15 protein-coding genes, 1 tRNA gene and 1 riboswitch are annotated in these 24,472 nt (G+C 74.0%); of the genes, 9 read left to right on the top strand and 7 right to left on the bottom strand.

Annotated features, from left to right (window positions below; genetic code table 11):
• Positions 1 to 26 precede the first annotated feature (26 nt).
• The 4 genes from ACZ67M_RS20325 to ACZ67M_RS20310 all read left to right on the top strand — a co-directional run bounded on the left by ACZ67M_RS20325 (position 27) and on the right by ACZ67M_RS20310 (position 3,995).
• Positions 27 to 100, top strand: a tRNA-Met gene (locus tag ACZ67M_RS20325).
• A gap of 148 nt (positions 101 to 248) precedes the next feature.
• Complete coding sequence (locus tag ACZ67M_RS20320) at positions 249 to 1,484, top strand: PP2C family protein-serine/threonine phosphatase (RefSeq protein ID WP_469852076.1); 1,236 nt, start codon at positions 249 to 251, stop codon at positions 1,482 to 1,484.
• A 224-nt stretch (positions 1,485 to 1,708) separates the two neighbouring features.
• Positions 1,709 to 1,865: riboswitch (cyclic di-AMP (ydaO/yuaA leader) on the top strand.
• A 10-nt stretch (positions 1,866 to 1,875) separates the two neighbouring features.
• Positions 1,876 to 2,916 carry a M23 family metallopeptidase gene (locus ACZ67M_RS20315; RefSeq protein ID WP_122616977.1) on the top strand — a complete coding sequence of 347 codons (1,041 nt, stop codon included), beginning with the start codon at positions 1,876 to 1,878 and terminating at the stop codon, positions 2,914 to 2,916.
• Positions 2,917 to 3,050: 134 nt separating this feature from the next.
• Entirely contained in the window at positions 3,051 to 3,995 is a 945-nt protein-coding gene (locus tag ACZ67M_RS20310; protein WP_469852075.1) for an aldo/keto reductase, read from the top strand.
• Between the two features lie 22 nt (positions 3,996 to 4,017).
• Here ACZ67M_RS20310 and ACZ67M_RS20305 read toward each other — a convergent pair whose 3' ends face one another.
• The 4 genes from ACZ67M_RS20305 to ACZ67M_RS20290 all read right to left on the bottom strand — a co-directional run bounded on the left by ACZ67M_RS20305 (position 4,018) and on the right by ACZ67M_RS20290 (position 8,990).
• Complete coding sequence (locus ACZ67M_RS20305) at positions 4,018 to 5,379, bottom strand: PrsW family intramembrane metalloprotease (protein WP_469852074.1); 1,362 nt, start codon at positions 5,377 to 5,379, stop codon at positions 4,018 to 4,020.
• A 10-nt stretch (positions 5,380 to 5,389) separates the two neighbouring features.
• Positions 5,390 to 6,238, bottom strand: a complete 849-nt coding sequence (gene trmB / locus ACZ67M_RS20300) for a tRNA (guanosine(46)-N7)-methyltransferase TrmB (RefSeq protein WP_385800481.1) — start codon at positions 6,236 to 6,238, stop codon at positions 5,390 to 5,392.
• A 35-nt stretch (positions 6,239 to 6,273) separates the two neighbouring features.
• Positions 6,274 to 7,479 (bottom strand): L-2-hydroxyglutarate oxidase, encoded by a 1,206-nt coding sequence (lhgO, locus tag ACZ67M_RS20295; protein WP_161326199.1) that lies wholly within the window; start codon positions 7,477 to 7,479, stop codon positions 6,274 to 6,276.
• 89 nt (positions 7,480 to 7,568) lie between these two features.
• Entirely contained in the window at positions 7,569 to 8,990 is a 1,422-nt protein-coding gene (locus ACZ67M_RS20290; protein ID WP_361356459.1) for an MFS transporter, read from the bottom strand.
• Between the two features lie 724 nt (positions 8,991 to 9,714).
• Here ACZ67M_RS20290 and ACZ67M_RS20285 point away from each other — a divergent pair.
• Both ACZ67M_RS20285 and ACZ67M_RS20280 read left to right on the top strand, forming a co-directional pair.
• The gene (locus ACZ67M_RS20285; RefSeq protein ID WP_161326197.1) at positions 9,715 to 11,832 is read left to right on the top strand and encodes an asparagine synthase-related protein; all 2,118 of its coding nucleotides are present in this window, start codon (positions 9,715 to 9,717) and stop codon (positions 11,830 to 11,832) included.
• 421 nt (positions 11,833 to 12,253) lie between these two features.
• Positions 12,254 to 15,535 carry a BTAD domain-containing putative transcriptional regulator gene (locus tag ACZ67M_RS20280; RefSeq protein WP_469852072.1) on the top strand — a complete coding sequence of 1,094 codons (3,282 nt, stop codon included), beginning with the start codon at positions 12,254 to 12,256 and terminating at the stop codon, positions 15,533 to 15,535.
• A gap of 21 nt (positions 15,536 to 15,556) precedes the next feature.
• Here the strand turns inward: ACZ67M_RS20280 and ACZ67M_RS20275 are convergent, their stop codons facing one another.
• Together ACZ67M_RS20275 and ACZ67M_RS20270 are read right to left on the bottom strand one after the other, a co-directional pair.
• On the bottom strand, positions 15,557 to 17,536 hold the full coding sequence (locus ACZ67M_RS20275; protein WP_469852070.1) for a sigma-70 family RNA polymerase sigma factor: 1,980 nt from the start codon (positions 17,534 to 17,536) through the stop codon (positions 15,557 to 15,559).
• A 188-nt stretch (positions 17,537 to 17,724) separates the two neighbouring features.
• Positions 17,725 to 18,537: a TetR family transcriptional regulator gene (locus tag ACZ67M_RS20270; protein WP_469852068.1), complete on the bottom strand. Its 813-nt coding sequence runs from the start codon at positions 18,535 to 18,537 to the stop codon at positions 17,725 to 17,727.
• Between the two features lie 373 nt (positions 18,538 to 18,910).
• On the opposite strand from ACZ67M_RS20270, the gene ACZ67M_RS20265 reads away from it, so the two are divergent.
• Both ACZ67M_RS20265 and ACZ67M_RS20260 read left to right on the top strand, forming a co-directional pair.
• Complete coding sequence (locus ACZ67M_RS20265; RefSeq protein WP_469852066.1) at positions 18,911 to 20,290, top strand: NAD(P)/FAD-dependent oxidoreductase; 1,380 nt, start codon at positions 18,911 to 18,913, stop codon at positions 20,288 to 20,290.
• A gap of 181 nt (positions 20,291 to 20,471) precedes the next feature.
• A complete protein-coding gene (locus tag ACZ67M_RS20260; protein WP_469852065.1) occupies positions 20,472 to 22,127 on the top strand; it encodes an ATP-binding SpoIIE family protein phosphatase in 1,656 nt (551 codons plus the stop codon).
• A gap of 33 nt (positions 22,128 to 22,160) precedes the next feature.
• On the opposite strand, the gene ACZ67M_RS20255 is transcribed toward ACZ67M_RS20260, so the two are convergent.
• Positions 22,161 to 23,438, bottom strand: coding sequence for an MFS transporter (locus ACZ67M_RS20255; RefSeq protein WP_469852583.1), 1,278 nt, complete (start codon positions 23,436 to 23,438; stop codon positions 22,161 to 22,163).
• Positions 23,439 to 23,575: 137 nt separating this feature from the next.
• Between ACZ67M_RS20255 and ACZ67M_RS20250 the strand changes: the two genes are divergently transcribed.
• Positions 23,576 to 24,124, top strand: a complete 549-nt coding sequence (locus ACZ67M_RS20250) for a MarR family winged helix-turn-helix transcriptional regulator (protein ID WP_122614663.1) — start codon at positions 23,576 to 23,578, stop codon at positions 24,122 to 24,124.
• The last annotated feature ends 348 nt before the right edge of the window (positions 24,125 to 24,472 follow it).

Genomic DNA, 24,472 nt, shown 5'->3' with positions numbered 1-24,472 from the left:
CATGACGTACACTGGTGACACAACGACGCGGGGTGGAGCAGCTCGGTAGCTCGCTGGGCTCATAACCCAGAGGTCGCAGGTTCAAATCCTGTCCCCGCTACTGAAGGCCGAGGGCCGGAATCCGAAAGGGTTCCGGCCCTCGGTGCGTTCACCCGCTCGGCCCTCACCACTCGCCGCCCACCCCCGTCGCGGGAAACCTGGAGTACGCACGGCAAGCGGCGCGGACAGGGGGCGGCGGGAGACCAGTGGTGCGGGCAGGCGATGTGGAGGACGAGGGAGCGTACGCCAGGGCCGGCGGCCGGCTCCCCGGCGATCCCGTGCCCGACCCGGGCCTCGGCGACGAGCCGGCGCCCGTGCCGACCGCCGGGCAGCCGCGGCCGTGGCGCACGTCCTACGGCCGGGCCCTCGCGCGCTCGCTCCCCGTACTGCTGATCGTCGTCGCCGTCCTGTACGACATCCTCACCCCGCGCTACTTCACCGCCGGGCCCCTCTACACCGCCGCGCCGCTGGTCGCCGCCCCGATCTACTCCCGGCGGGGCACCGCGCTCACCGGGATCGCCGTGGTCGCCTCGGTCGTCGGGCTGCAACTCGGCAAGGGCGTCATCCACTACGTCGACTCCCTCACCGAGCTGATCACCATCGCGACGGTCGCCGCGCTCGCCGTCTTCGTCAACGCCTTCGTCCGCCGCACCGACGAGCGCCTCGCCATCGCCCGGGAGATCGCCGAGACCGCCCAGCGCGCCGTACTGCCCGAGCCGGCCGAGCGGATCGCCGGCTTCGAGATCGCCGCCTGCTACGAGGCCGCGCAGGCCGGCGCCTTCATCGGCGGTGACCTGTACGCGGTGCAGGACAGCGCGCGCGGCGTCCGGCTCATCGTGGGGGACGTGCGGGGCAAGGGCATGGGAGCGGTGGCCGCCGTCGCCGTGGTGATCGGCGCCTTCCGGGAGGCCGCCGAACAGGAGGCGACGCTGGAGGCGGTGGCGCAGCGCCTGGAGCGGGCGCTGGCCCGCGAGGGCACCCGGCGCGAGGGCCTGGACGCCTTCGAGGGCTTCACCACCGCCGTCCTCGCCGAACTCCCGCACGGCGCCGGGACCGTACGCATCGTCAACCGCGGGCATCCGCCGCCCCTGCTGCTCCACGGCGACGGCACCGTGGGGCCGCTGCCCGCCCGGGAGTCGGCGCTGCCGCTCGGCATGGGCGAGCTGGGTGTGTGGCCCGACCGCGCGGAGGAGACGGCCTTCCCCGGTGGGGCCACGCTGCTGCTGTACACCGACGGACTGTCGGAAGCCCGGGACGAGCGGGGGGAGTTCTACGATCCGAACGCGCGGCTGTCCGGTCGCGTCTTCCGCCATCCGGCGAAGCTGCTCGAGACCCTCGCCCGCGACGTGCGCCGCCACTCGGGGGGCGGGATGGCGGACGACATGGCGCTGCTCGCCGTCCGGCGGCCACGGCACGGCGACCATGATCATTGTCACGAGCCGTGACGGGTCGGCGTCCCTCCGCATAACAACTGACGCACCGTCAGAAAGAAGTGACGTGAAGGGGAATACCGAGCAGCGGTCAACTCGCCCGATTTTCACCGATCCTGAGGCGTACGTCCCGGCCGTATTCGTTAATGATCAAGAGGAACGGCTTGGAATCCGGCCCCCGGGTCTATTAACGTTCGATAACGCAGCGCGGTCGTCCCAGCCGTCACAGAAGGCGGCTCCGTGCGCACGCGCCGAATCCCGCAAGGGAACCGGGGAACCACCACATTGGGGTGAATCGGGCGTTTGACGCCGTGGCGACACGGTTGCATGCGCGCGTAGGAGACCTTCCTGCTCCGAACCCGTCAGCTAACCCGGTAGGCGAAAGGAAGGAAAGGAGTACGCCCACGTGGCGTCCAACCGGCCTGCCCCCGAGGCCCCGTTCGTGCCCAGTCGGCACGACACCGACACCTTCGGTTACGAGAACCACCGCACCGAAGAGGGTCCTTGGGAGGAGTGGAATCCCACCGAGGACTCCATCCGCCCCGTACGCGGCCGGCACCGCGTCGCCAAGCAGCGTGGCGGGCTCGCCCGCAGCTCCACCGTCCTCGGCGTCGGTGTCATAGCCGCCGTCGGCGCGGGCGGCATGGCCAGCGCGCAGACCGGCAAGCCGCCGGTGTCGATCTCCATGCCGGACCTGCCCAACGTCGGCTCGCTCATCTCCGACGACGACGCGCCGGAGCCGGAGGGCTCCAGCACCCCGCTCAGCGGCATCGGCGTGACCGCCGCCGCCGACACCGCCGAGGGCACCGACACCGCCGGCGCCGGTGAGTCCCTGCGGGCCCGGATCATGGCGCAGGCCGAGCAGCAGCAGGCCCAGGTCGAGACCAAGGCCGCCGCCGAGGCCGCCGCGGCCGCCGAGAAGAAGGCCGCGGAAGCCGCCGCCAAGGCGGAGAAGGAGGCCGAGGCCAAGGCCGCCGCCGCCAAGAAGAAGGCGGAGGAGGAGGCCGCGAAGAAGGCCGAGGCCGAGCGCCTGGCCAAGCTGGCCAAGCAGTTCACGCTGCCGACCTCCTCGTACACGATCTCCTCGACCTTCGGTCAGGCCGGCGCCTACTGGTCCTCCGGCCACCACACCGGCCTCGACTTCGCCGCGCCCACGGGCACGCTGCTCAAGGCCGTGCACAGCGGCACCATCACGTCGGCGGGCTGGGACGGGTCGTACGGCTACAAGACCGTGCTCACCCTGGATGACGGCACCGAGATCTGGTACGCCCACCAGTCGTCGATCAGCGTCAGCGTCGGCCAGGAGGTCACCACCGGTGACGTCATCGGCCGCGTCGGCGCCACCGGCAACGTCACCGGCGCCCACCTCCACATGGAGGTCCACCCCGGCGGCGGCTCCGGCATCGACCCGATGGCGTGGCTCCAGAGCAAGGGCCTCACCCCCTGAGCCGCGGCCCATCCGCTTCCCCGCTGGTCCCCGGCGGTCCTGACGACAACCCCCCGACGTCAGGGCTGCCGGTTTGCGGGGTTTTTGCGTCTGCGCCGGAATGACCTGATCCGGTGCGTTCGTTGACGCACTACATGACTTCTCTGCGCAAGCTCGGCTCCTCCGACCTGGAGGTCTTCCCCCTCGCCCTCGGCGGCAACGTCTTCGGCTGGACCGCCGACCAGGACCGGTCCTTCGCCGTCCTGGACGCCTACACGGCGGCCGGCGGCAACTTCGTGGACACCGCCGACTCGTACTCCGCCTGGGTCGACGGCAACAGCGGCGGCGAGTCCGAGACCGTCCTCGGCCGGTGGTTCGCGGCCCGCGGCAACCGTGACGACGTCGTCCTCGCCACCAAGGTCAGCCAGCACCCCGAGTACCCGGGCCTGTCCGCCGCGAACATCAAGGCGGCGGCCGACGCCTCGCTGCGCCGCCTGGGCACCGATCACATCGACCTCTACTACACGCACTTCGACAAGCCCGAGGTGCCGGTCGAGGAGATCATCGGCGCGCTGGACGAACTGGTGAAGGCGGGCAAGGTGCGGCACATCGCCGCCTCCAACATCTCCGCCGAGCGGCTCGCGGCCTCCCTGGAGTTCTCCGACCGCGAGGGCCTCGCCCGGTACGTTGCCCTCCAGCCGCACTACAACCTGGTCTCGCGCGACACCTACGAGGGCGGGCTGCGCGACCTCGCCGAGCGGTCGGGCCTGGCCGCCGTGCCGTACTACGCCCTCGCGGCCGGCTTCCTCACCGGCAAGTACCGGCCCGGCGCGAGCGTGGACAGCCCGCGTGCGGGCGGTGCGGCCAAGCACCTGGAGACCGAGCGCGGCCGGCGGGTGCTCGCCGCCCTGGACGAGATCGCCGAGGTCCACGACGCCCCCGTCGCCACGGTCGCCCTCGCCTGGCTGGCCGCGCAGCCGACGGTGGCCGCGCCGATCGCGTCCGCGCGCACGGTGGAGCAGCTGCCCGCGCTGCTGGGCGTCGCGGAGCTGAGCCTGACGGACGACGAGGTCGCGCGGCTGACGCGGGCCTCGGCCTGAGCGTGACGCCGCCGGTGCCCGCCTACGGGCGGTAGGGGCCCGGCGGCGCGTACGGGTGGGCGTACGGGACGTACGGCGTCTGGGCCGGGTATGGCGTCTGGGCCTGGTACGGCGCCGGAGGGCCGCCGCCGTACGGGCCGTACGGGTACGCCCAGGGCGGCGCGGGCCGGGGTACGGGCGGTGCCGTCGAGCGGGCGGCGTGGTCCAGGGCCGGGCGGGCCGCGCCGCGCCGGTGCCACAGGGCATCCAGCATCTCCCGCTCCCGCACGGCGTAGTCGGCGCCCGCCCGGCCCCGGCGGCCGCGCTGCCGCAGGAACGCCAGCGAGGTCGCGTACGCCTCGTACTGGGCCACCGCGCGTGCCGCCTCCTTCCCACCCTGCCGCCGGGCGTGCTGCCGGGCGACGCGGCGGGCCCGCATCGAGCCGAGCGCGTGCGGCTCCGCGGGCGTCAGCCACCCGGCCAGGACATACGCGGGCAGCTCGGCCCGCACGGTGCCCAGTTCGCGCTGCCGGGTCCAGATCACCAGCCACGTCAGCAGGCCGAAGGCCGGCACCATGAAAGCCGCGTACACGGCGTAGAAGCCCCACTCGCCGAACGCGGCCGAGCCGTTCCACAGCGCGTGCACGCCCATCGCGAGCAGCAGGCCGGACAGCGGGAGCAGGGCGCGGCCCAGGCGGTGGCGGCCCGCGGAGAGCGCGGCGATGCCGAAGCCGATGCCGGTGAGCACGGTGAAGAGCGGGTGCGCGAACGGGGACATCACGACGCGGACGAAGAAGGTCGCCGCGGTGACGGAGGCGATGCCGCTGCCGCCGGTCAGCTGGTCGGTGCCGAACGCGGTGCCGAGGTACAGGATGTTCTCGGTGAAGGCGAAGCCGGTGGCGGTGACCCCGGCGATCACCACCCCGTCGACTATGCCGGTGAAGTCGCGCCTGCGGAACAGGAAGACCAGGAGGACCGCGGCGGCCTTGGCGGACTCCTCGACGACCGGCGCTATCACCGTGGCGCCCAGGGTGTCCGCGCTCGCCGGGTCCGCGGTGGCGGTCGCTATCCATCTGGTCGCGAAGCTGTTGGCGACGATCGCTATCAGCGCCGCCGCGCAGGCGCCCCAGGAGAAGCAGAACACCAGGTTGCGCCAGGGGCCGGGGTCGACCCGGTCCAGCCAGCGGAAGGCGGCCACGAGCAGCGGCACGGGCAGCACCGCGAGGCCGAGCCCGACCAGGAACCCCCGCGTGCCGGTCTGTTCGCGGACCAGGGCCAGGATCACCAGGCCGGAGAGCGCGAGCAGCGTGATCAGCGCGCCGTACCGCACCCAGGGCCGCTGCCACCAGTGCGGATGCGTACGCGGGAACGTGGGCTGACGCGTCGGACACGGGGGACTGGCCACGGCATGGACCCTAACCGGTGGGGGGCTGCTCTTCGTGGGGATCGCGGAGCTGTACGCGGCGGAAGAGCAGGTCGTTCACCACATGTCCCTTGTCCAGCCCCTGGCCCTCGAAACGGGTCAGCGGCCGGTGCGCGGGACGCGGCGCGAAACCGCCGTCCGGGGCGGTGTTCTCGAAGTCGGGGTGCGCGGTCAGCTCGTCGAGCATCTGCTCGGCGTACGGCTCCCAGTCGGTGGCGCAGTGCACGAGGGCGCCCGGCGCGAGCCGGGCCGCGGCCAGGGTGAGGAACTCCTCCTGGATGAGGCGGCGCTTGTGGTGGCGCTTCTTCGGCCACGGGTCGGGGAAGTAGACGCGCAGTCCGGCGAGCGAGCCGGGGGCGAGCATCTCGCGGAGCAGGATGATCGCGTCGCCGTTGGCCACCCGGATGTTGGACAGGCCGTTGCGCTCGGCGAGACCGAGGAGGTTGCCCTGGCCCGGGGTGTGGACGTCCACGGCGAGGATGTTGGTGCCGGGGTCGGCCTCGGCCATCTGCGCGGTGGCCTCGCCCATGCCGAAGCCGATCTCCAGGACGACCGGGCGCGCGTCGCCGAACAGCTCACCGAGGTCGAGGTCGCGCTGCCCGTCGATGTCCAGTCCCCACAGGGGCCACAGCCTTTGCAGCGCGTCCGCCTGGCCGGCCGTCACGCGGCTGCGCCGGGGCTGGAAACTGCGGATCCGCCGCTCGAAGTGCGATCCGGCGGGATCGGCCTTCGGCCCGTCCGGGAAGCGCGGCTCCCCCTTGGCACGGGTGTGCCTCAGGGGGGTGCCGGTGTGGGTGGCGGCTGGCTGGTGAGCGTCGGGGGCGCTGGGGAAATCAGACACAGTGCCCCCAATTTTACGGCCCGCCCGGGCCGGGCTCACGAGCCTCCCAGCAGGGTCAGTGCCCTGCGGCCCACCTCCCGGCCGATCGGCAGGGCGGCGGTGGCCGCGGGCGACGGCGCGTTCAGCACGTGCACCGCGTGGGGGCCCTCCTTGATCAGGAAGTCGTCCACCAGCGTCCCGTCGGCCAGCACCGCCTGGGCCCGCACGCCGGCCGGGGCCGCGACCAGGTCGCTCTCCGTCACGGACGGCAGCAGTCTGCGTACGGCGGTGGTGAAGGCCGCCTTGGACAGGGACCGGCGCAGCTCGCCGGTGCCGTACCTCCAGTGCCGCCGCGCGATGTGCCAGGAGCCGGGCCAGGCCAGCGTCGCGGCCAGCTCGCGGGGGCGGACGACACCCCAGCCGTAGCCCTCGCGGGCCAGCGCCGGCACCGCGTTCGGCCCGAGGTGGACGCCGCCGTCGATGCCGCGGGTGAGGTGAACCCCGAGGAACGGGAACGCCGGGTCGGGCACCGGGTACACCAGGCCCCGCACCAGCTCGGGACGGGCCAGCTCGTAGTACTCGCCCCGGAACGGCACGATGCGCATCCCCGGGTCGTCGCCGGTCAGGCGGGCGATCTCGTCGCAGTGCAGCCCGCCGCAGTTGACCAGGACGCGGGCGCGGAGGACCTCGCCCGAGCGGGTGCGGACGGCGACGCCGAGACCGGGGCGGCGGTCGATGTGCCGTACCTCGGCGCCGTAGCGCAGCTCCGCGCCGGACGCCTGGGCGAGCTGGCGCGCGACGGCGACGTAGTCGCAGATGCCGGTGGTGCCGACGTGTATGGCGGCGAGGCCCCTGACCTCGGGCTCGTACTCCTGGATCTGGGCGGCGCCCAGCTCGCGTACCGGAATGCCGTTCTCCCGGCCGCGCTGGACGAGGGCGTGCAGGCGGGGCAGCTCGGCGCGGTCGGTGGCGACGATCAGCTTGCCGGTGACGGCGTGGTCGATGCCGTACTCGGCGCAGAACTTGACCATCTCGGCGGCGCCCCGAACCGCGTAGCGCGCCTTGAGCGAGCCCGGGCGGTAGTAGACCCCGCTGTGGATGACGCCGCTGTTGCGGCCCGTCTGGTGCCGGGCCGGGCCCGGTTCCTTCTCCAGCACCGTGACCCGGGTGCCCGGGGCGGCGCGCGTGATCGCGTACGCCGTCGACAGGCCGACGATGCCGCCGCCGATCACCAGCACATCGCAGTCGAACACTCGTTCCATCTCCCGGTCCACCTCCCGGCTTCGATAGTGCACTGCGCCACTGACAATGCCTTCAAACCCGGAAGGGGCGGTGCATCGGGCCGGCCCCGTCAGGCCGGGGTCACCAGCAGCGGCCGCGCGCGCTCGCGCAGCTCGACCACGCGCGGCTCGTCGCCGTAGGGCTCCAGACGGTGCAGGAGGTCCTTCACGTACTCGGTGGTGCGGGCCGAGGAGATGCGGCCGGCCACCTCGACCGCCCGCTCGCCCTGCTCGCAGGCCGCGTCCAGATTGCCCGACTCCAGCTCGGCCACCGCCGAGACGACGAGCCTGAGGCCGTGCGAGCGTACGAACTCCTCCGTCGGCTTCGACAGGGCCTGCTCGGTGAAGCGGCGCACCTGGCGTGGTGCCTTCAGGTCGCGGTAGCACTCGGCCGCGTCGGCGGCGAACCGGTCGTAGGAGTAGAAACCCAGCCACGACGGGTCGCTGTCGCCGGGGCGGGCGCGCTCCAGCCAGCTCTCGGCGGCCTTCAGCGCGGCGCCGGCCGCCGGTGCGTCGCCCGCGCGCGCGTGGGCCCGGGCCTCCACCAGGCGGAAGAAGCTCATGGTGCGGGCCGTGGCCAGGCCCCGGTTGCGCTCCAGGGCTGCCTGGGCGAGGTCCACGCCCTCGTCGCCGAAGCCGCGGTAGGTGGCCTGAAGGGACATCGAGGCGAGGACGTAGCCGCCCAGGGGGACGTCGGCCGCCGCGCGGGCCAGGCGCAGGGCCTGGATGTAGTACCGCTGGGCCGCCTCCTGCTGGCCGGTGTCGAAGGCCATCCACCCGGCCAACCGGGTCAGTTCGGCCGAGGCGCCGAACAGGGCGCGGCCGACCTCGTCGGAGTAGGAGCCGAGCAGCAGGGGCGCCGCCTCGACGCGTAAGCACTCGGGGACCATCGACGAACGCCAGTCGCCACCCCCGTACTTGGAGTCCCAGCGGCGGGCGTCCTCGGCCGCCTCCCGCAGTTTCTGCACGTCGCTGTGGCCGACTTTGAGCGGTGCGCCGGAGCCCTCGGCCGGACCCACGTCGCGCGCCACCGAGCTGTCGGCCGGGGTTATCAGCCACCGGGAGGCGGGCGTCGCGTACGCGCTCACCGCGAACGAACCGGCCAGCGACTGCCAGATGCCGCCGCCGGCCCGGCGGCCGGCGAGGTCCAGACGGTACAGCTCGGTGGCGGACCGCACCGCCTGGCCGACGTCCCGCGGGAAGGCGAGGCCCACTTCGGGGGCGGGGTCCGCGTCCGCCAGGCCGATCTCGTGGAGCGGCACCGGGCGGCCGAGCTTCTGGCCGATGGCGGCGGCGATGAGGTGCGGCGCCGCACCCTGCGGCACCATCCCCTTCGACACCCAGCGCGCCACCGACGTCTTGTCGTAGCGCAGTGTCAACCCGCGTTGGGCGCCGAGGTCGTTGACGCGCCGTGCGAGTCCTGCGTTGCTGATTCCCGCGAGGGCGAGAACGGCGCCGAGCTTTTCGTTCGGCCCGCGTTGCTCCCTGGACATGCGCCACCCCTCGACACAGACGGCTGCCGCGCTGGCATAACCACGCGGCATTCGTAAACCCAGCGTAGTTCGCCGGATCCCAGGCGTTAAGAGGCATTGTTCCGGATGGCGGGATTGTGGTCCGTACTCAAGTGCGGTGCGTGCACGGTCCGTTGCGGCGTGCTCCCGTTGTGTGGCCGTGCGCCCGTCCGTGCGCTCTTCTCCGGCCATCGCGGGAGCGATTCCATGGGCGGTGCGTGGGTCGGCCCGCTGTACTGGATCCAGTGGGCTGGGGGACACCGCCGCCTACATCCCCGCGGGCGGCGGACCGGCCCGGGGGGCGAGTCCCGCCTCCCGGGCCGAACGCCGGCGAGTGGGGCGGGGGCCTGTACGCAGCGTGTTCGAGTCTGTCCGTGTGTCGTCGATTTGGCTGAAAATCGTTCGTGGTATTTCGGGCGTACATCCGTCCTCACCACGGGAGTTGAGGGCGCGTTGGGGAGCCAAACGGCGCGTTGTGGGGGCGCATTCGAGTCGTCTTCACGCCCACGGACAGAGCGCGGACCGACCGCGGATCGACCGCCGAGCGGAAGCGGAAGGGGAGTTGACGTCCTCGCGCGAGTGACCGCGAGGACGCATTCACGGGAGCCAGTGCGGCTCCGCCGCTGCTCTGTGGCGCGCCCTTCATGGCAGCATGGGGAACCAGTTCGTACGGTGCACTGGTTGTCCCCAGCCTGTGGAGGCGTCGATGCGGTGGTTGGTGGGGTGGAGCAGCGCCGCCGTGGGAGCCGCGGGGATCACCGGCGCGGCCGGCTCCGCGGGCGCCACCGGGTACGACGGCGAGACCGTGCAGCCCGTCGGCGCCCAGCCGTTGTGGGGTGACCCCGACCCTCTGTGGGCGGTCGGCGACTGGCGCCCCGACGAGGTCCGCGTCGTCGACGCCGATCCGCAGACCCGGATCGCCGTCCTCGGCATCTGCGGCGCCTCCGACGAGCAGCTGCGGGTCGCCCTGTTCGCCGCGCGCGGCGGCGCCCTCCGGCACCTGACGGCGTGGCCCGGCAGCTACACGGCCGTCGTCCAGGTGGGGAGACGGATCACCGTCTGCGGCGATCTCGCGGGCGCGCGGCCGGTGTTCCACACCCCCTGGTCCGGCGGCACCGCCTACGCGACCGCCGCGCTCCCCCTCGCCGACCTCGTCGAGGCCAACCTCGACTTCGGCCACCTCGCCGCGCTGCTCGCCGCGCCCGACGTGCCCGCCGCGCTGGACGACTCCACCCCGTACGACGGCGTCAAGCGCGTTCCGCCGGGGCATGCGCTGATCCTGCGCGCCGGGGCGCGCGAGATCGCCGGGTACGAACCGGTGGCCTCGCTCGCCGTCGCGGCGCCCTCCGCCGACCCCGACCGCGCGGTGGACGGGGTGCGGGACGCGCTCGTGGAGGCCGTGCGCACCCGGCTCGCCGCGCCGCGGCACGTACCCGGCGACGGCATCGACCCCGGGCCCGTCCCGGGCATGGGACCCGCGGAACGGCGTGCCGCGCGCGGGATGCCCGTTCCGGGGATCGGGGCCGACCTGTCCGGCGGGCCGGCATCGGGCACGCTGGCGCTGCTGGCCGCCGGGCTGCCGGGGATGCCGGGGACCGTGCTCGGGCACGGCACCGGGGCCGGGGAGCGGCTGCTGGCCGTCACCTTCAACGACCTCGCCGTGGGCGGTCAGGAGTCCGAGCTGGCGCGGGCGGGCGCGCTGGCGGCCAACCCGCGGCTCCACCACGTGGTGGTCACCGGCGGGGAGGACATGCTGCCCTACGCCGACCTGGACGGGCCGCTCACCGACGAACCGGGCTCGTCCCTGGTCGCGGCCGCGCGGCACCGGGCGCGGCTGGCGGCGGGCAGCGCGGACCACTTCACCGGGTACGGGGCGCGGCAGGTCCTCGACGCCCATCCGGCGCGCCTGGCCGACCTGCTGATGGACCGCAAACGGCGCCATCTCGTGCGGCCGGTCGCGGCACTGGCCAAGGCCGACGGGTCGGTGCTGGTCCCCGCGCGCGTGTACGGGGCGGCGCGGCGGCTGGCGCGGACGCCGTACCGGACGGGTCTCGAGGTGCTCGCCGAGCGGCTGCTGAGGCGGCGGTTCGACGCGCTCGGTGACGGGGCGATGGACGCGTCCCTGGCCGCGCTGACCTGGGCCGGGCCCGGGCCGGCGGCGCGGTGGCTGACCGGAGAGGCGCTGGCTGAAGTATCGGTTCGCCTCCAGACCTCGTCGCAGCGGTCGGGGGTGGGTCCCGGGCAGCGGCCGGGTGACTTCCGCGCGCGTACGGCGCTGGCCCGGCAGGCCGCGGACGTACGGGTACTGGAGCAGGCGGCCGAGATCCGCTTCCAGCGGCTGCACGCGCCGTTCCTCGACAACCAGGTCGTACGCGCGTGCCGTGCCCTGCCGGAGGCGCTGCGGGTGCAGCCGGGGGCGCGGGCGTCGATCCTGCGGACGGTCCTGGAGGGGGCGGGGGTGAGCGAGCTGCCGAGCGGGTGGGGGGCGCCGACGCAGGCGCTGGCCGCGTCGGCCGCACGGGCGGGGCTGCGGGTCTCCGCGGACTCCCTGCTCGGCCTCTTCGACACGCCGTTGCTCGCGCAGGCGGGGCTGGTGGAGGCGCGGGTGGTGCGCAAGGCGGTGCGCGCGGTGGCGGCGGGCGAGGCACTGCCGCTGGACGGCGTGGCCGACCTGGTCTCCCTGGAGCTGTGGCTGCGGCGCCTGCTGGCCCGCCGGGGCACGTGCTGGACGGGCACGCCGGCCCGCCAACGCGCGGTACCGGGCGGGATCGCGCCGGAGCGGGGCGCGCTGGGCGGGGCGGGGGCGGTGGTGCGGCGGGGGTGATGCGGCGGCGGCCTGTGCGGGTGGGGGTGCGCGTGGCGCGGCGGGTGGGATGCCTGCGGCGGCCTGTGGCTGCTTCGGTGGGGGTGCGCGTAGCGCGTTGGGTTCGGTGGTGGGTCGGGGTCGCGCCGTACGCGGCTCTCCCGCGTAGCTGCGGGCAGTCGTGCCTCCCCCAGTGCCTGAACGGCCTGGGAGGTACCCCCAGGGGCGGCACGGGTGGGCGCAGCGGCACCCGGCAAGCGCCGGCCCGCGACACCCACCCCCGGCCCGCACCCGCGCCGGGCACCGCGTTGTGCCGGGACGCGGAACCCACCTCGTACTCGCCCCCGTCGCACGGGCCGCGCAGACCCACCCCGGGACACGACCCGCGCCGCGCCACGTGAACGCCGAGACCCCACCGCCCGCCTCCGGCGACAATGAACCCGTGCGGTACAGAATCCTGGGCGTCGCCCAGACGGAGGACCACGGCACCGTCGTCACCCCCGGCGGGCCCCGCCTCCGTACGCTGCTCGCCGCCCTCGCCCTGCGACCCGGCCAGATCGTCACCCCCGCCACCCTGATCGACGAGGTCTGGGCGGAGGACCCGCCGAAGGACGCCCCCGCCGCCCTCCAGGCACTGGTCGGCCGTCTGCGCCGTACCGTCGGCAAGGACGCCGTCGCCTCCGCCCCCGGTGGCTACCGGCTCGCCGCGACCCGGGACGACGTGGACCTGTACGTCTTCGAGCGCCTCGTACGGCACGGCACCGCCGCCCTAGAGCGCGGTGACGCCGCGGGCGCCGCCCGGCAGCTGGACGAGGCCCTCGGGCTCTGGCGCGGGCCCGCCCTCGCCGACCTCCCCGACGCCGCCGCCCGCCCCGAGGCCCTGCGCCTGGAGGCGACCCGGGCCCGGATCGAGGCCGGCCTGCGTCTCGGCGACGCCCACGACGCCGTACCGCGACTGCGGGAGCTGACCGCCGCGCACCCGTACGACGAACCGCTGCACGCCCTCCTCGTCCGCGCCCTGCGCGCCGCGGGCCGCGACGCCGACGCCCTGGCCGCCTACGAGGACGCCCGGCGCGCTCTGGACGAGGGACTCGGGACCGGACCGGGGCCGCGGCTGCGCGCCCTGCACGCCGAACTGCTCGCCGAGCCCGTCGAGGAACGGCGGCCGGCGCCCCCTGCCCGGACGGGCAACATCCGCCCCCGGCTGACCTCCTTCGTGGGACGCGAACGCGAACTCGACGCCATCCGTTCCGACCTGCGCACGGCCCGGCTGGTCACCCTCACCGGCCCCGGCGGCTCCGGGAAGACCCGCCTCGCCGAGGAGGCAGCCGCCGCGCTCCCGCAGGCCTGGCTGGTCGAACTGGCCCCTCTCGACCGGCCCGAGGCCGTGCCCGGCGCGGTCGTCAACGCGCTCGGGCTGCGCGAGACCGTCCTGGTGAGCAGCGACCGGGCCGCAGTCCCGCACGACCCCGTCGCCCTGCTCGTCGAGTACTGCGCGGCTCGCGACCTGCTTCTCGTCCTTGACAACTGCGAACACGTCATCGAGGAGGTGGCCCGGCTCGCCGAGACGCTGCTGACCCGCTGTCCCGGCCTCACCGTCCTCGCCACCAGCCGTGAACCCCTCGGTGTCCCGGGGGAGTCGGTGCGCCCGGTCGAGCCGCTCACCCCGGATCAGGCCCGGCGCCTCTTCGCCGCCCGCGCGGCCGCCGCACGGCCCGACGTGGGGACCGTGCTGCGCGACGAGACCGCCGTCGCCGAGATCTGCCGCCGACTGGACGGGCTCCCCCTCGCGATCGAGCTGGCGGTGGCCCGCCTGCGGGTGCTCACGCCCCGGGAGATCGCCGACCGGCTCGACGACCGCTTCCGCCTGCTCACCTCCGGCAGCCGCACCGTCCTGCCCCGCCAGCAGACCCTGCGCGCGGTGGTCGACTGGTCCTGGGACCTCCTCGACGATGCCGAACGGACCATGCTGTGCGAGCTGTCCGTCTTCGCCGGCGGCTGGGAGCTGGACGCCGCGGAGGCCGTCGGCACCGGGCCCGCGGCCGACCTCGTCGGGGCCCTAGTCGACAAGTCCCTCGTCGTCGCCGCCCCCGGCACCCACGGCGCCGGCACGCGCTACCGGATGCTGGAGACCATCCACGAGTACGCCGGTGAACGCGCCGCCGAGCTGCCCGAGCTGCGCGCCCGCGCGGAAGAGGCCCACCGCGCGTGGGTACGCGCGCTGGTCGAGGAGGCCGACCCCCAGCTGCGGTCCGCCGGGCAGCTGCCCTGGATCGCCCGGCTGGAGGCCGAGCACGACAACATCCGCGCGGCCCTCGACCGCACCCTCGGCGCCGGTGACGAACGGGAGGCCGCCGCCCTCGCCCTCGCCATGGGCTGGTTCTGGTGGCTGCGCAACTACCGGCACGAGGGCGTCCGGTGGTTCGACCGGACGCTGCGTCTCGGAGCCGCCCTGGACGCGGGCGGCGGGGAGGTGCCGGCGCCGGACGTCCTCGCCCGTCGTACGGCCGCCGCCGACCCCGTAGCCGCCCTCCTCGCCGTACCGGAGGGCGACACCCGGCACCCGCTGCACTCCCTGCGCATGCGGGTGCGCATGATGCACCTCCTCCTCACCTTCGAGTCCGGGCCGGGGGAGGGGCGGCTGGACGAACGGATGCGGCGCTACGTCGTCCGGCTGCGGGACCACTTCGCCGCCGGTGGCCCCGAAGCGGCCCGGGTACCCGGCCTCATCTGGCCGTTGACCCAGTTCTTCGTCAGCGACTCGGACGACGTACGCGAGGTCATGGACGCCTCCGTCGCCAATTGCCGCGCCCACGGGGGCGAGTGGGAGATCGCCGCCAGCCTCATGTTCCGCACGCACACGGTGGTCGACTCCTCCGGAGGTCTGGCCGGCGTCGACGAGGACCTGGCGGAACTGCGCGTGCTCAGCCGCCGGATCGGCGACCGCCTGGTGGAGGCGCAGGTGTGCAGCGCCTTCGGCGAGCACGCCATGGCCCTCGGCCGCTACGAGGAGGCCAGGGCCGAGTACGAGGAGGCCCTGAGGTTCGCCGATGAGGTGGGCGCCTTCGCGGAGTCGCCCTTCCTGATCGCCAGGCTCGCCGAGATCGCCTACCGCGCGGGCGACCGAGACACGGCGCTCACCGTGCTCGACCGGGCCGGCGCCGCCGCCGACCGGTACGGCGTGGTGGACTCCAAGGCGTTCGTCCTGATGCTGCGGGCTGGACTCGCGGTGGAGGACGCGGACTTCGCGCGCGGGCGTGCCCTGTGCGAGGCGGCGCGCGAGGAGTGCGTGCGCGGGACGCCTCCACCGCAGTTCCTGGCGACGCTGGGGCTGGTGGACGCCCTCGTTACGGCGGGCGAGTCGGGGCCGCGCGAGGGTCTGCCGCTGCTGGTGGAGACCTTCCGTACGGCCGTGCACAAGCGGTGCGCCGACCTGGTCGTGGCGGCCCTCGTGGACGGCTCGGCCGAACTGCTGTGCCGCCTCGGCGACCACGCCCGGTCGGCACGGCTGCTCGGCGCGGCCGCACACTGGCGCGGCGGCCGCCCGCGCCCCATGCCCGACCGCGCGCACGCCGAGCGGGCCGGGGCCGCCGCCCGGACCGCCCTCGGCGGTGAGCGGTACGCCGCCGAGCAGGCCGAAGGCGCCGCCCTCGACCGGGGCGACGTCCTGGCCGAACTGGACGAGGCGGTGCGCGACCTCCGGCCGCGGCAGCCGGTCCCGTAGCGCGCGGGGTGGTGCGGGGCGCTACCCGCAGGTGAAGCGCGACTGCGCCCAGTCGGCCAGCGCCGCCGAGTCGAGCGGCCCGTGCGGCTCGGCCACCAGGCGTACGGTCTCGCGCCCCGAGACGTCCACATGGACGGGCACCGCCGGGTCACCGCCCTCGACCGGCCCGGAGTTCCACAGCCGGACACCGTCGGCGAACACCGAGAAGTGGACCTTGCCGAACTTCATCGTCAGGTCGTCGACGCCGGCCAGCGCGTCGTAGGACGAGCAGGAGCGGTTGAGGTCGATGGTGACGGAGGAGCGGCCGTGCACGGTGACGCCGTGCGCGTACCGCACGCCGTCGATCGACAGGGCGGAGCGCTGCCACACCCAACTGCTCCCGGCCAGCCGCATCTCGGGCCGGGTGCCGTCACCGGTCACGTCGTACGCCAGCTCGTTCCACTGGTAGACGGTCCGGGCGGGTGGGGGCGGTGACGCGGGCGGCGGGGGTGTGGGGGAGGGCGTGGGCGCGGGGGGTGACGGGGGCGGGGTCGGCTTGGGGGTGGGCTTCGGGGTGGGCGTCGGCTTCGGTGTCCGGGGCGGTTCGGGTGTCGGGGTGGGGGTCGGGGTCGGCTCGGGCGCGGCCGCCGGGGGCTGGGGGCGGGGTGGGCGCGGTGAGGGCGTGGGGGAGTCGGGGGCGGGCTGTGCCACCGGTGAGGAGGCGGGCGGGGCGGCCTTCGAGGGACGGTCCTCCGGCTCGTCGTCGCCGGCCAGCGCGAAGACCAGCGCCGCCGCGGCGGCCACCGCCACCACACCGGCCGCGATGCCCGCCTTCACCGGCGCGCCCAGCCCTTCGGAGGCCGCGGCACCGCCGCCCGCACCGCCGCCGCCCGCGCCGGACGTACCGCCGGCCGCCGCCGCACCCGCCGCGCCGACGCCCGCGCCGCCCGCGACGATCCCGGCGGCCTTGGCGTACCCGGCGGCGCCGAACCAGCCGATGACGGCGACCGGCACCACGGCGGGGATGCCGCTCGCCACCTCCTCGATCTGCGTGGCGGCCAGCCTGCACCGCGCGCACTCCTCCAAGTGCTTGCGCAGCCCGCGTTCGGCCCGCACGCGCAGCCTGCCGCGCGCGTACGTGCCGAGCTGATCGGCGTAGCGGGCGCACTCCTCGTCGCCGGTGAGGGTGTCGCTGACGTGGGCCTGGAGGTACGCCTGCTTCAGGCCCTCGCGGGCGCGGCTGGCGAGTACCCGGGTGCCGTTGGCGTCCAGCCCGAAGAGCACGGCCACCTCGCTCGGCGACTCGTCCTCGACCTCGGTGTGCCACAGCACGGCCTGCCACCGCTCCGGCAGCGACCGGAAGGCCCGCATCGCCATCGACTGCTCGGCCTGGTGCATGGCCCGGACCTCGGCGCCCAGTTCCAGGGTGTCGTCGTCCGGGCCTTCGGCGGTCCGCGCGGACTGGGCGGCGAACACGGCGAAGTCGTCGACCAACTGCTCCCGCCCGGCCGAGCGCGTCCAGCCCGCGGCGACCCGCCGGACCGCGGTGAGCAGGTAGGCGCGCACGGCGTGCTCGGGCCCCGACCCCCCGCGCACCGCCTGGAGCATGCGGGCGAAGACCTCGGCGGTGAGGTCGTCCGCGGTGTGGGCGTCGCGGCAGCAGGTGCGCGCGTACCGGCGTACCGCGTCCGCGTGGCGCCGGAACAGCTCCTCGTAGGCCGTGTCGTCGCCCGCGCGCATGCCCTCGATCAGCTCGGCGTCGGACGACGGGACCTCGCGCGGCGGCGGCAGGACGCTGTCCTCGTGCAGCTCGCGCTGGGCCGGGACGCCGGACCCCGCCGGAGAGCCGGCCCCGGCCGCACCCCCGCCTTGGCCGGGCCGACTCGCGTCCGTCGGACCGCCGCCCCACGGGGACCTGGCCCGTCCGCCCTGGCCCGGCACCTGTGGTGAGCCGGCGGGACCCGTGTCACCGGGCCCGCCTTCGCCGTCACCGAGTGACCCGCCCCGCCCGTCAACGCTCATCGCGGAAAGCCCCCGCCGCCTGCCCAGCCAGTCCGAACACGGCGCCAGAGTGCCATATTGGCTTTTGTTCAGGACCTCCGCGGGCCGATCACCACTCGTCCGTGGGGACTTGCCCTGCGGCGGTAATGACGCTCAGCCGTTCGGGGAAGGAGAAGTACCTCGGTCCCCCGCCCCGACGGCCGCCGCGGTCAGGAGGGACGCGAACGCAGCCCCTCCAGCAGGATGTCCAGCAGCCGCGCCGAGGCCGCCGCCTGCTGCGCCGGGTCCGGCAGCGAGGGCGCCGCCGTGGCTATCACCAGCAGCACGTCCGACACGGAGACGCCCGGCCGCAGTTCGCCCGCCGCACGGGCCCGCTCCACGAGCCGGCCCACGACCTCCAGCAGCGCCGCCGCACCGTGATCGACCTCCACGGACACCGCGGCATCGGCCGCCGCACCGGCGGCACCGTGCTCCTCCGACACCAGCCGCAGCTCGCCCGAGCCCGGCTGTATCCGCTGCTGCGGCACCCGCGGCTCACCGCCCGGAACGGCGGCGCCGTCACCGCCCGCACCGTCGCCGGCGGAGTCCGACACCCCGACCCGCAGCACCTGCGGCGGCAGCAGCCGGCCGGCGCCCGAGGCCACCGACGTACGCAGGAAGCGGGACAGCGCCGACCACGGTTCGTCCTCCTGCCCGAGCGCCGTCCGGGCCTGGTCGGTCAGCCGCGCCGTCTCCTCCTCGGCTATCCGCCGGACCAGCACGTCCTTGCTCGGAAAGCGCCGGTACACGGTGCCGACACCGACCCGGGCGCGCCGCGCCACGTCCTCCATGGGCGCGCCGTAACCCAGCTCGCCGAAGACCTCGCGGGCCGCGCGCAGGACGTGCTCCAGATTGCGCTGGGCGTCCACGCGCAACGGAGCGTTCCGTGCCGCGTCCCCGCGTGCGCCACCCGCCGCCGCACTCATCGCGCCACCGGGCGCGACAGCCGACGCGGACGACCAATGAGAGTCCTGAACATGCATAGACAATCCCCCGGTAATGACGTCTCCCCCCGGAGACTCTCCCCGCCATCGAAAGCCGGAGTGCGCGGAACTGGCCCCTGCCGCGGTCCGCCCGTCGCGGACCCGGTGAGCGCATCCCCCTGCACCCCGTCGGAAAGAACATAGTTGAGCGAGGGTCAATTCAGAAGGGGCACGTTCCGCACGGAGCGCCCCCCGATCGGAGCACGGATCACATACGCCCCGAATGTGCCGCCCCCCGCCCCCTTCTCCACCCCCGCTGACCTGCACGACCGCGCCTCACCACGGTCCCGCGGCCGTGACCGCGCCTACGCGATCTCCGGTCACACAAATCGACGAGCCTGTGGACAAACGCAAGCGCCGGGTGCGTCATGGGATGGTGAAGGAACGTGCGCGCATTCTCGTTGTCGGCGGTGGCTACGTCGGGATGTACACGGCCCTGCGTCTACAGCGGAACCTCAGGGGCGAACTCCGGCGGGGCGAAGCCGAGATCACGGTCGTCACCCCCGACCCCTACATGACGTACCAGCCCTTCCTGCCGGAGGCGGCGGCCGGCTCCATCTCCCCGCGGCACGTCGTCGTGCCCCTGCGCCGCCTCCTCGGCCAGTGCCGCCTCGTCATCGGCGAGGCCCGGTCCATCGACCACACGGCACGCACCGCCACCATCACCACCCTGGCCACCGACGAGGAGAGCACCGGCGCCCGCCGGCTGACCTACGACGAACTCGTGCTCGCGCCCGGCTCGGTCTCCCGCACCCTGCCCGTCCCCGGCCTCGCCGACCACGGCGTCGGCTTCAAGACCCTCGAGGAGGCCATCGGCCTGCGCAACCACGTCCTCGAACAGATGGACATCGCCTCCTCCACCCGCGACCCCGCCATCCGCGACGCCGCCCTCACCTTCGTGTTCGTCGGCGGCGGCTACGCGGGCGTGGAGGCCCTGGGCGAGCTGGAGGACATGGCCCGTTACGCCGCGCGGTACTACCACAACGTCACCCCCGAGGACATGAAGTGGATCCTCGTCGAGGCATCGGGCCGCATCCTGCCCGAGGTCGGCGAGGACCTGGGCCGCTACACGGTCACCGAACTGCGCCGCCGCAACATCGACGTACGCCTGGACACCCGCCTGGACTCCTGCGCCGACCGCGTCGCCGTCCTCAGCGACGGCTCCCGCTTCCCCACCCGCACGGTCGTCTGGACCGCCGGCGTCAAACCCCACCCGGTCCTCGCCGCCACCGACCTCCCCCTCGACGACCGCGGCCGCCTCACCTGCACCGCCCACCTGTCGGTCGACGGCGCCCCGCACGCGTGGGCCGCGGGAGACGCCGCCGCCGTCCCGGACGTCACCGCGCCCGACACCGGCCGGGAGTGCGCCCCCAACGCCCAGCACGCCGTCCGCCAGGCCAAGGTCCTCGCCGACAACGTCACGCACACCCTGCGCGGCGAGCCCCTAGACATGTACGCGCACAAATACGCCGGTTCCGTCGCCTCCCTCGGCTTCCACAAGGGCGTCGCGCACGTCTACGGACGCAAGCTGAAGGGCTACCCCGCGTGGTTCATGCACCGCGCGTACCACCTCAGCCGCGTCCCCACCGTCAACCGCAAGGCGCGCGTGCTGGCCGAATGGGCCCTCGCCGGACTCTTCAAACGGGAGATCGTCTCCCTGGGTTCACTCGAACATCCCCGAGCGGAGTTCGAACTCGCGGCCGGTGGAAAGCCTTCCCAGGAACCGCCGCACAACCCGAAGGGGTCGTCCTGAGCGGAGTCCGGAACTCCTCCGCCGACTGAGGCGTCTGACGGATGTCGGCCAGGCCGGCACCCTGCCAGACTGGTCCACCACCGCGGGCGAGCCGCCGCTCGCCCCGCGCGGCCCCCGGGGCCCCGGCCGGTCCCGGCCGTCCCGGTCTCCGGCCGCCGACAACTACACGAGGCAAGGATTCGTGAACTTCACGCGCTGGAGCGCCCGACTCCCCGGAACGCAGCGCCGCGCCGCAGCGCGGACCGACACGACGGTCTCCCCCGACCGGCGGAGCGACGGCTCCGTACCCGCCGCCCGCGTTGAGCAGCTGACCGAGGAGGCCCCGCCCGTCCCCGCCGTGGACGAGCTGCCCGTGCGCGACGTCCTCGACCGCGTCCCGGCCCTCGTCGCCCTCGTGCACGGCCCCGAACACCGCCTCGCCTACGTCAACGACGCCTACGTCGCCGCCTTCGGCATGCGCGACCTGGGCGCACGCGCGCGTGAAGCCCTCCCGGAGCTGGACGAACCGGGTCTCTTCCTGCTCCTGGACCAGGTCCAGCGCAGCGGCAGACCCCGCACCCTCAAGTCCCGCAAGGCCTCCGACGGCCGCTCCTACACCTTCACCTGCACCCCGGTCACCGAGGGCGGCGGCGGAGACCGGGGTGACCGCGGCGTCCTGGTCTTCGCCACCGACGTCACCGACCACGCCGAGGCCGCGGCCCGCCTCCGCGCGAGCGAACGCCGCCAGCGCGAAACCGCCGTCACCCTCCAGCGCTCCCTCCTCCCGCAGGAACTGGAGGAGCCCGACGACCTGCGCGTCGCCGCCACCTACCACCCCGGCGGCACCGAGGCCGCGGTCGGCGGCGACTGGTACGACGTGATCACCCTCGGCGGCGGCCGCACCGCCCTGGTCATCGGCGACGTCATGGGCAGAGGCGTCCGCGCGGCCGCCGTCATGGGCCAGCTCCGTACGGCGGTCAGGGCCTACGCCCGCCTCGACCTGCCCCCGCACGAGGTGCTCCAGCTCCTCGACGGCCTCGCCACCGAGATCGACGCCAACCAGATCGCCACCTGCGTCTACGCCATCCACGACCCGAACGAAGGACGGCTGGTCTACGCGTCCGCCGGGCACCTGCCCATCCTGGTCCGCGACGAGAACGGCACCGTCCAGCGCGCCGACGAGCCCACCGGCCCGCCGCTCGGCACCGGCGGCTGGGTGCACACCTCCGGCTCGATCTCCCTGACCCCCGGCTCCACCGCCGTCCTCTACACCGACGGCCTGGTGGAACGCCGCGACGAGGACCTGGACGAGGGCATCGCCGCCCTGGAGCGCGCCCTGTCCGGCGCGACCGGCACCCCGCAGGTGATCTGCGACCGCCTGGTCCGCTCCGCGGGGGTCACCCCGGACCACGACGACGACGTCGCCGTGCTGGTCCTCCAGCACCCCGCCCGCACCGGCGCGGACGCCGAACTGTTCCGCAACGCCGCCCTCGAACTGCTCGGCGGCGTGGAAGCGGCCCCACGCGCGCGTGCCTTCGCCTCCGGCGTACTGACCAGCTGGCGCTTCCCCACCGACCTGCACGACCTGGGCGTCCTGGCCACCAGCGAACTGGTCGCCAACTCCCTCCAGCACGGCACGCCACCCATGCGGCTGCGCCTGCGCCGCACCGACCGCCGCCTGATCATCGAGGTCACCGACGGCGACGACCACCTGCCCAGGCGCCGCCGCGCGGAGCCCGGGGACGAGTCCGGCCGGGGTATCGCCATCGTCGCGACCATCGCCACCAACTGGGGGTCCCGGCGCACACCCGGCGGCGGCAAGGCCGTCTGGTGCGAGTTCGTCCTGCCGAAGGCGTGACGGACCGGAGTCCGCCACGGCCTCACACCCGGCTCACGCCTCCGCGGCCGCCACCGCGTCCGCGGGCGCCCGGCCCTGCGTGACCACCCGGCTCCGAGCCAGCGACGGCTGGTTCTGTACGTCGGTCAGCTGCCGCCCCAGCCGCACCGCCAGCACCGTGATGCCCAGCGAGAACAACAGGAACGCCACGATGTACGGCGCGTGCAGCGAGGCCCCGAGCGGGCCGCCGACCGCCGGCCCGATCGCCAGGGCGAGCTGCTTCACCAGGGCGAAGGCGGAGTTGTACTGCCCGGCCAGCCCGGTCGGCGCCAGGTCCGCCACCAGCGGGGCCAGCGTCGGCGACAGCATCGCCTCACCCAGACCGAACAGCGCGTACGTCGAGATGAAGGCGGCCGTCGCCATCGTCTGGCTGCCGTGCCCGAGCCCGGCGTACCCGGCCACGGCCCACGCCACGGCCCAGATCAGACCCACGGCGGCGATCACGCGCGACCGCTTCCGCCGCTCCACGAACTTCAGCACCGCGAACTGCGCGATCACGATCATCAGCGTGTTCGCGGCCAGCGCCGTCCCCAGCGCGGACGTGGTGATCCCGGCGGCCTCGACGCCGTACGCGCTCAGCCCCGACTCGAACTGTCCGTAGCAGGCGAAGAACAGCACGAAGCCCAGCACGCACAGCTGCACCATCGCGCGGTTGCCCAGCAGCTGCTTCCAGCTGCCCCCGGACGCCTGGCCCGGAACGGCCTCCACGCGCGGGGCGCGCGGTACCCGCACGGTCGCCATCACCGCGACCAGCACCAGGAACATGGCCGCCTCGATGGCGAACAGCAGGGTGAAGGACGAGGCGCTGGTCGCGTCGACCAGGTGACCGCCGATGAGTCCGCCGACGCCGAGTCCCAGGTTCTGCAGGAAGAACTGCATGGCGAAGGCCCGCGACCGGGTCTCCGTCGTGGAGCAGTCCACGATCATCGTCGCGAGCGCCGGCTGCATCACGGCCTGCCCCGCGCCCAGCGCGGCGGCGGACAGCAGCACGGTGGCCGCCGAGGCCGAGAGCCCCAGGCTCAGCGCACCGAGCGCGGCGGTGACCAGGGCCATGAGCAGCACCGGCAGCGGGCCCCGCCGGACGATGGCCCGCCCGGCGAACGGCAGCACGATCAGCGCGGCCACCGCGAAGACGGCGAGCACGAGGCCCGCCGTCATGGAGCCGAGCCCCCGGACCTGCGCCACATAGACGTACAGGTAGGGGACGGTGAAGCCGAGTCCGAACGCGCTGAGTGCGTTGCCCACGTGAATCCGGCGCATCGCGGCGCCCATTGCCCTGGTCACGTTCACCCTCTCTTGGGTCGATCGCTCCAGCCGTTAGAGCTGAAGACTTAGAAGCTAAAGTTCGAAGGTAAAGAGTACATAGCGAAGGACTTCAAGGCAAAGGAGCGGCGTGCCATACTGCGGCCATGGGCGACACCTCCGGCGCCGGCGAACCGCCACTCGAAGAACAGATCGCCGCCTACCAGCGCGAGTTCCAGGGCCTCGACCCCCAGGTCGAGAAGATCGTCTCGGCGCTGTCCCGCCTCAACCGCCGCATGAACGTCGCGTACGGCCGGCAGACCGCCGAGCTGGGCATCAGCAACACCGACTGGGAAGTGCTCAAGGCGCTGGTCCTCTCCGGCGCCCCCTACCGGCTGGGTCCCGGCGACCTCGCCAAGCGTCTCGGCCTGACCCCCGCGGCGATGACCCACCGCATCGACCGCATGGTGACCGAGGGCCTGGTCACCCGGGAGCGCGACGAGTCGAACCGGGTCCGTGTCATCGTCGAGCTGACGTCGGAGGGGCGCGAGAAGTGGCTGGAGGCCATGCGCCTCGCCTCGGTCTTCGAGGAGGACCTGCTCCAGGACCTCTCCCCGGACGACCGGACCGCGCTCGGCGAGGTGCTCACCCGCCTCCTGCGCCGGGTCGAGCACGCCCAGCCAGACGCGGGCGGCCGGCTCAGTGACCTCGATTAAAGATCTTGACAGAGATGCTTGACAGCCCTCTGCGGGGTCCGTACAGTTCTTCGGGTTGCCACGTCACCGTAACGGTTCTGCGGCAGCACCTCCGCCGCAGCAGCGGCACCCAAACCACCAGCACGAGCCCCCAGTGGGAATGACTTCGGCATGTCCGAATTCAATTCCGATTGTCGCTCGACGGCCCGGTAGCCCCCGATTGGGAAACACCGAGACAGTCCGCTAAGGTTTGAGACGTCGGAACGGCCCAACCGCCGGGAAGACAACCCCCTCTGACGGGGAATCAGAGCCCGAAAGGATCTGATACAGTCGGAACCGCCGGAAAGGGAAACGCGAAAGCGAGAACCT

The organism is Streptomyces sp. NPDC107500 (assembly GCF_055582785.1).
Note: the sequence above shows the minus strand (reverse complement) of the source record. Positions and strands in the feature narration are given on the sequence as shown.

What these genes read in the sequence shown, in the direction of transcription:
- ACZ67M_RS20265 (WP_469852066.1), top strand. Translation starts at nt 18,911, where the DNA reads ATGGTGAAGGAACGTGCGCGCATTCTCGTTGTCGGCGGTGGCTACGTC.
- ACZ67M_RS20275 (WP_469852070.1), bottom strand. Translation starts at nt 17,536, where the DNA reads ATGAGCGTTGACGGGCGGGGCGGGTCACTCGGTGACGGCGAAGGCGGG.
- ACZ67M_RS20290 (WP_361356459.1), bottom strand. Translation starts at nt 8,990, where the DNA reads ATGTCCAGGGAGCAACGCGGGCCGAACGAAAAGCTCGGCGCCGTTCTC.
- ACZ67M_RS20310 (WP_469852075.1), top strand. Translation starts at nt 3,051, where the DNA reads ATGACTTCTCTGCGCAAGCTCGGCTCCTCCGACCTGGAGGTCTTCCCC.
- ACZ67M_RS20255 (WP_469852583.1), bottom strand. Translation starts at nt 23,438, where the DNA reads ATGGGCGCCGCGATGCGCCGGATTCACGTGGGCAACGCACTCAGCGCG.
- ACZ67M_RS20285 (WP_161326197.1), top strand. Translation starts at nt 9,715, where the DNA reads ATGCGGTGGTTGGTGGGGTGGAGCAGCGCCGCCGTGGGAGCCGCGGGG.
- ACZ67M_RS20270 (WP_469852068.1), bottom strand. Translation starts at nt 18,537, where the DNA reads ATGCATGTTCAGGACTCTCATTGGTCGTCCGCGTCGGCTGTCGCGCCC.
- lhgO (WP_161326199.1), bottom strand. Translation starts at nt 7,479, where the DNA reads ATGGAACGAGTGTTCGACTGCGATGTGCTGGTGATCGGCGGCGGCATC.
- ACZ67M_RS20250 (WP_122614663.1), top strand. Translation starts at nt 23,576, where the DNA reads ATGGGCGACACCTCCGGCGCCGGCGAACCGCCACTCGAAGAACAGATC.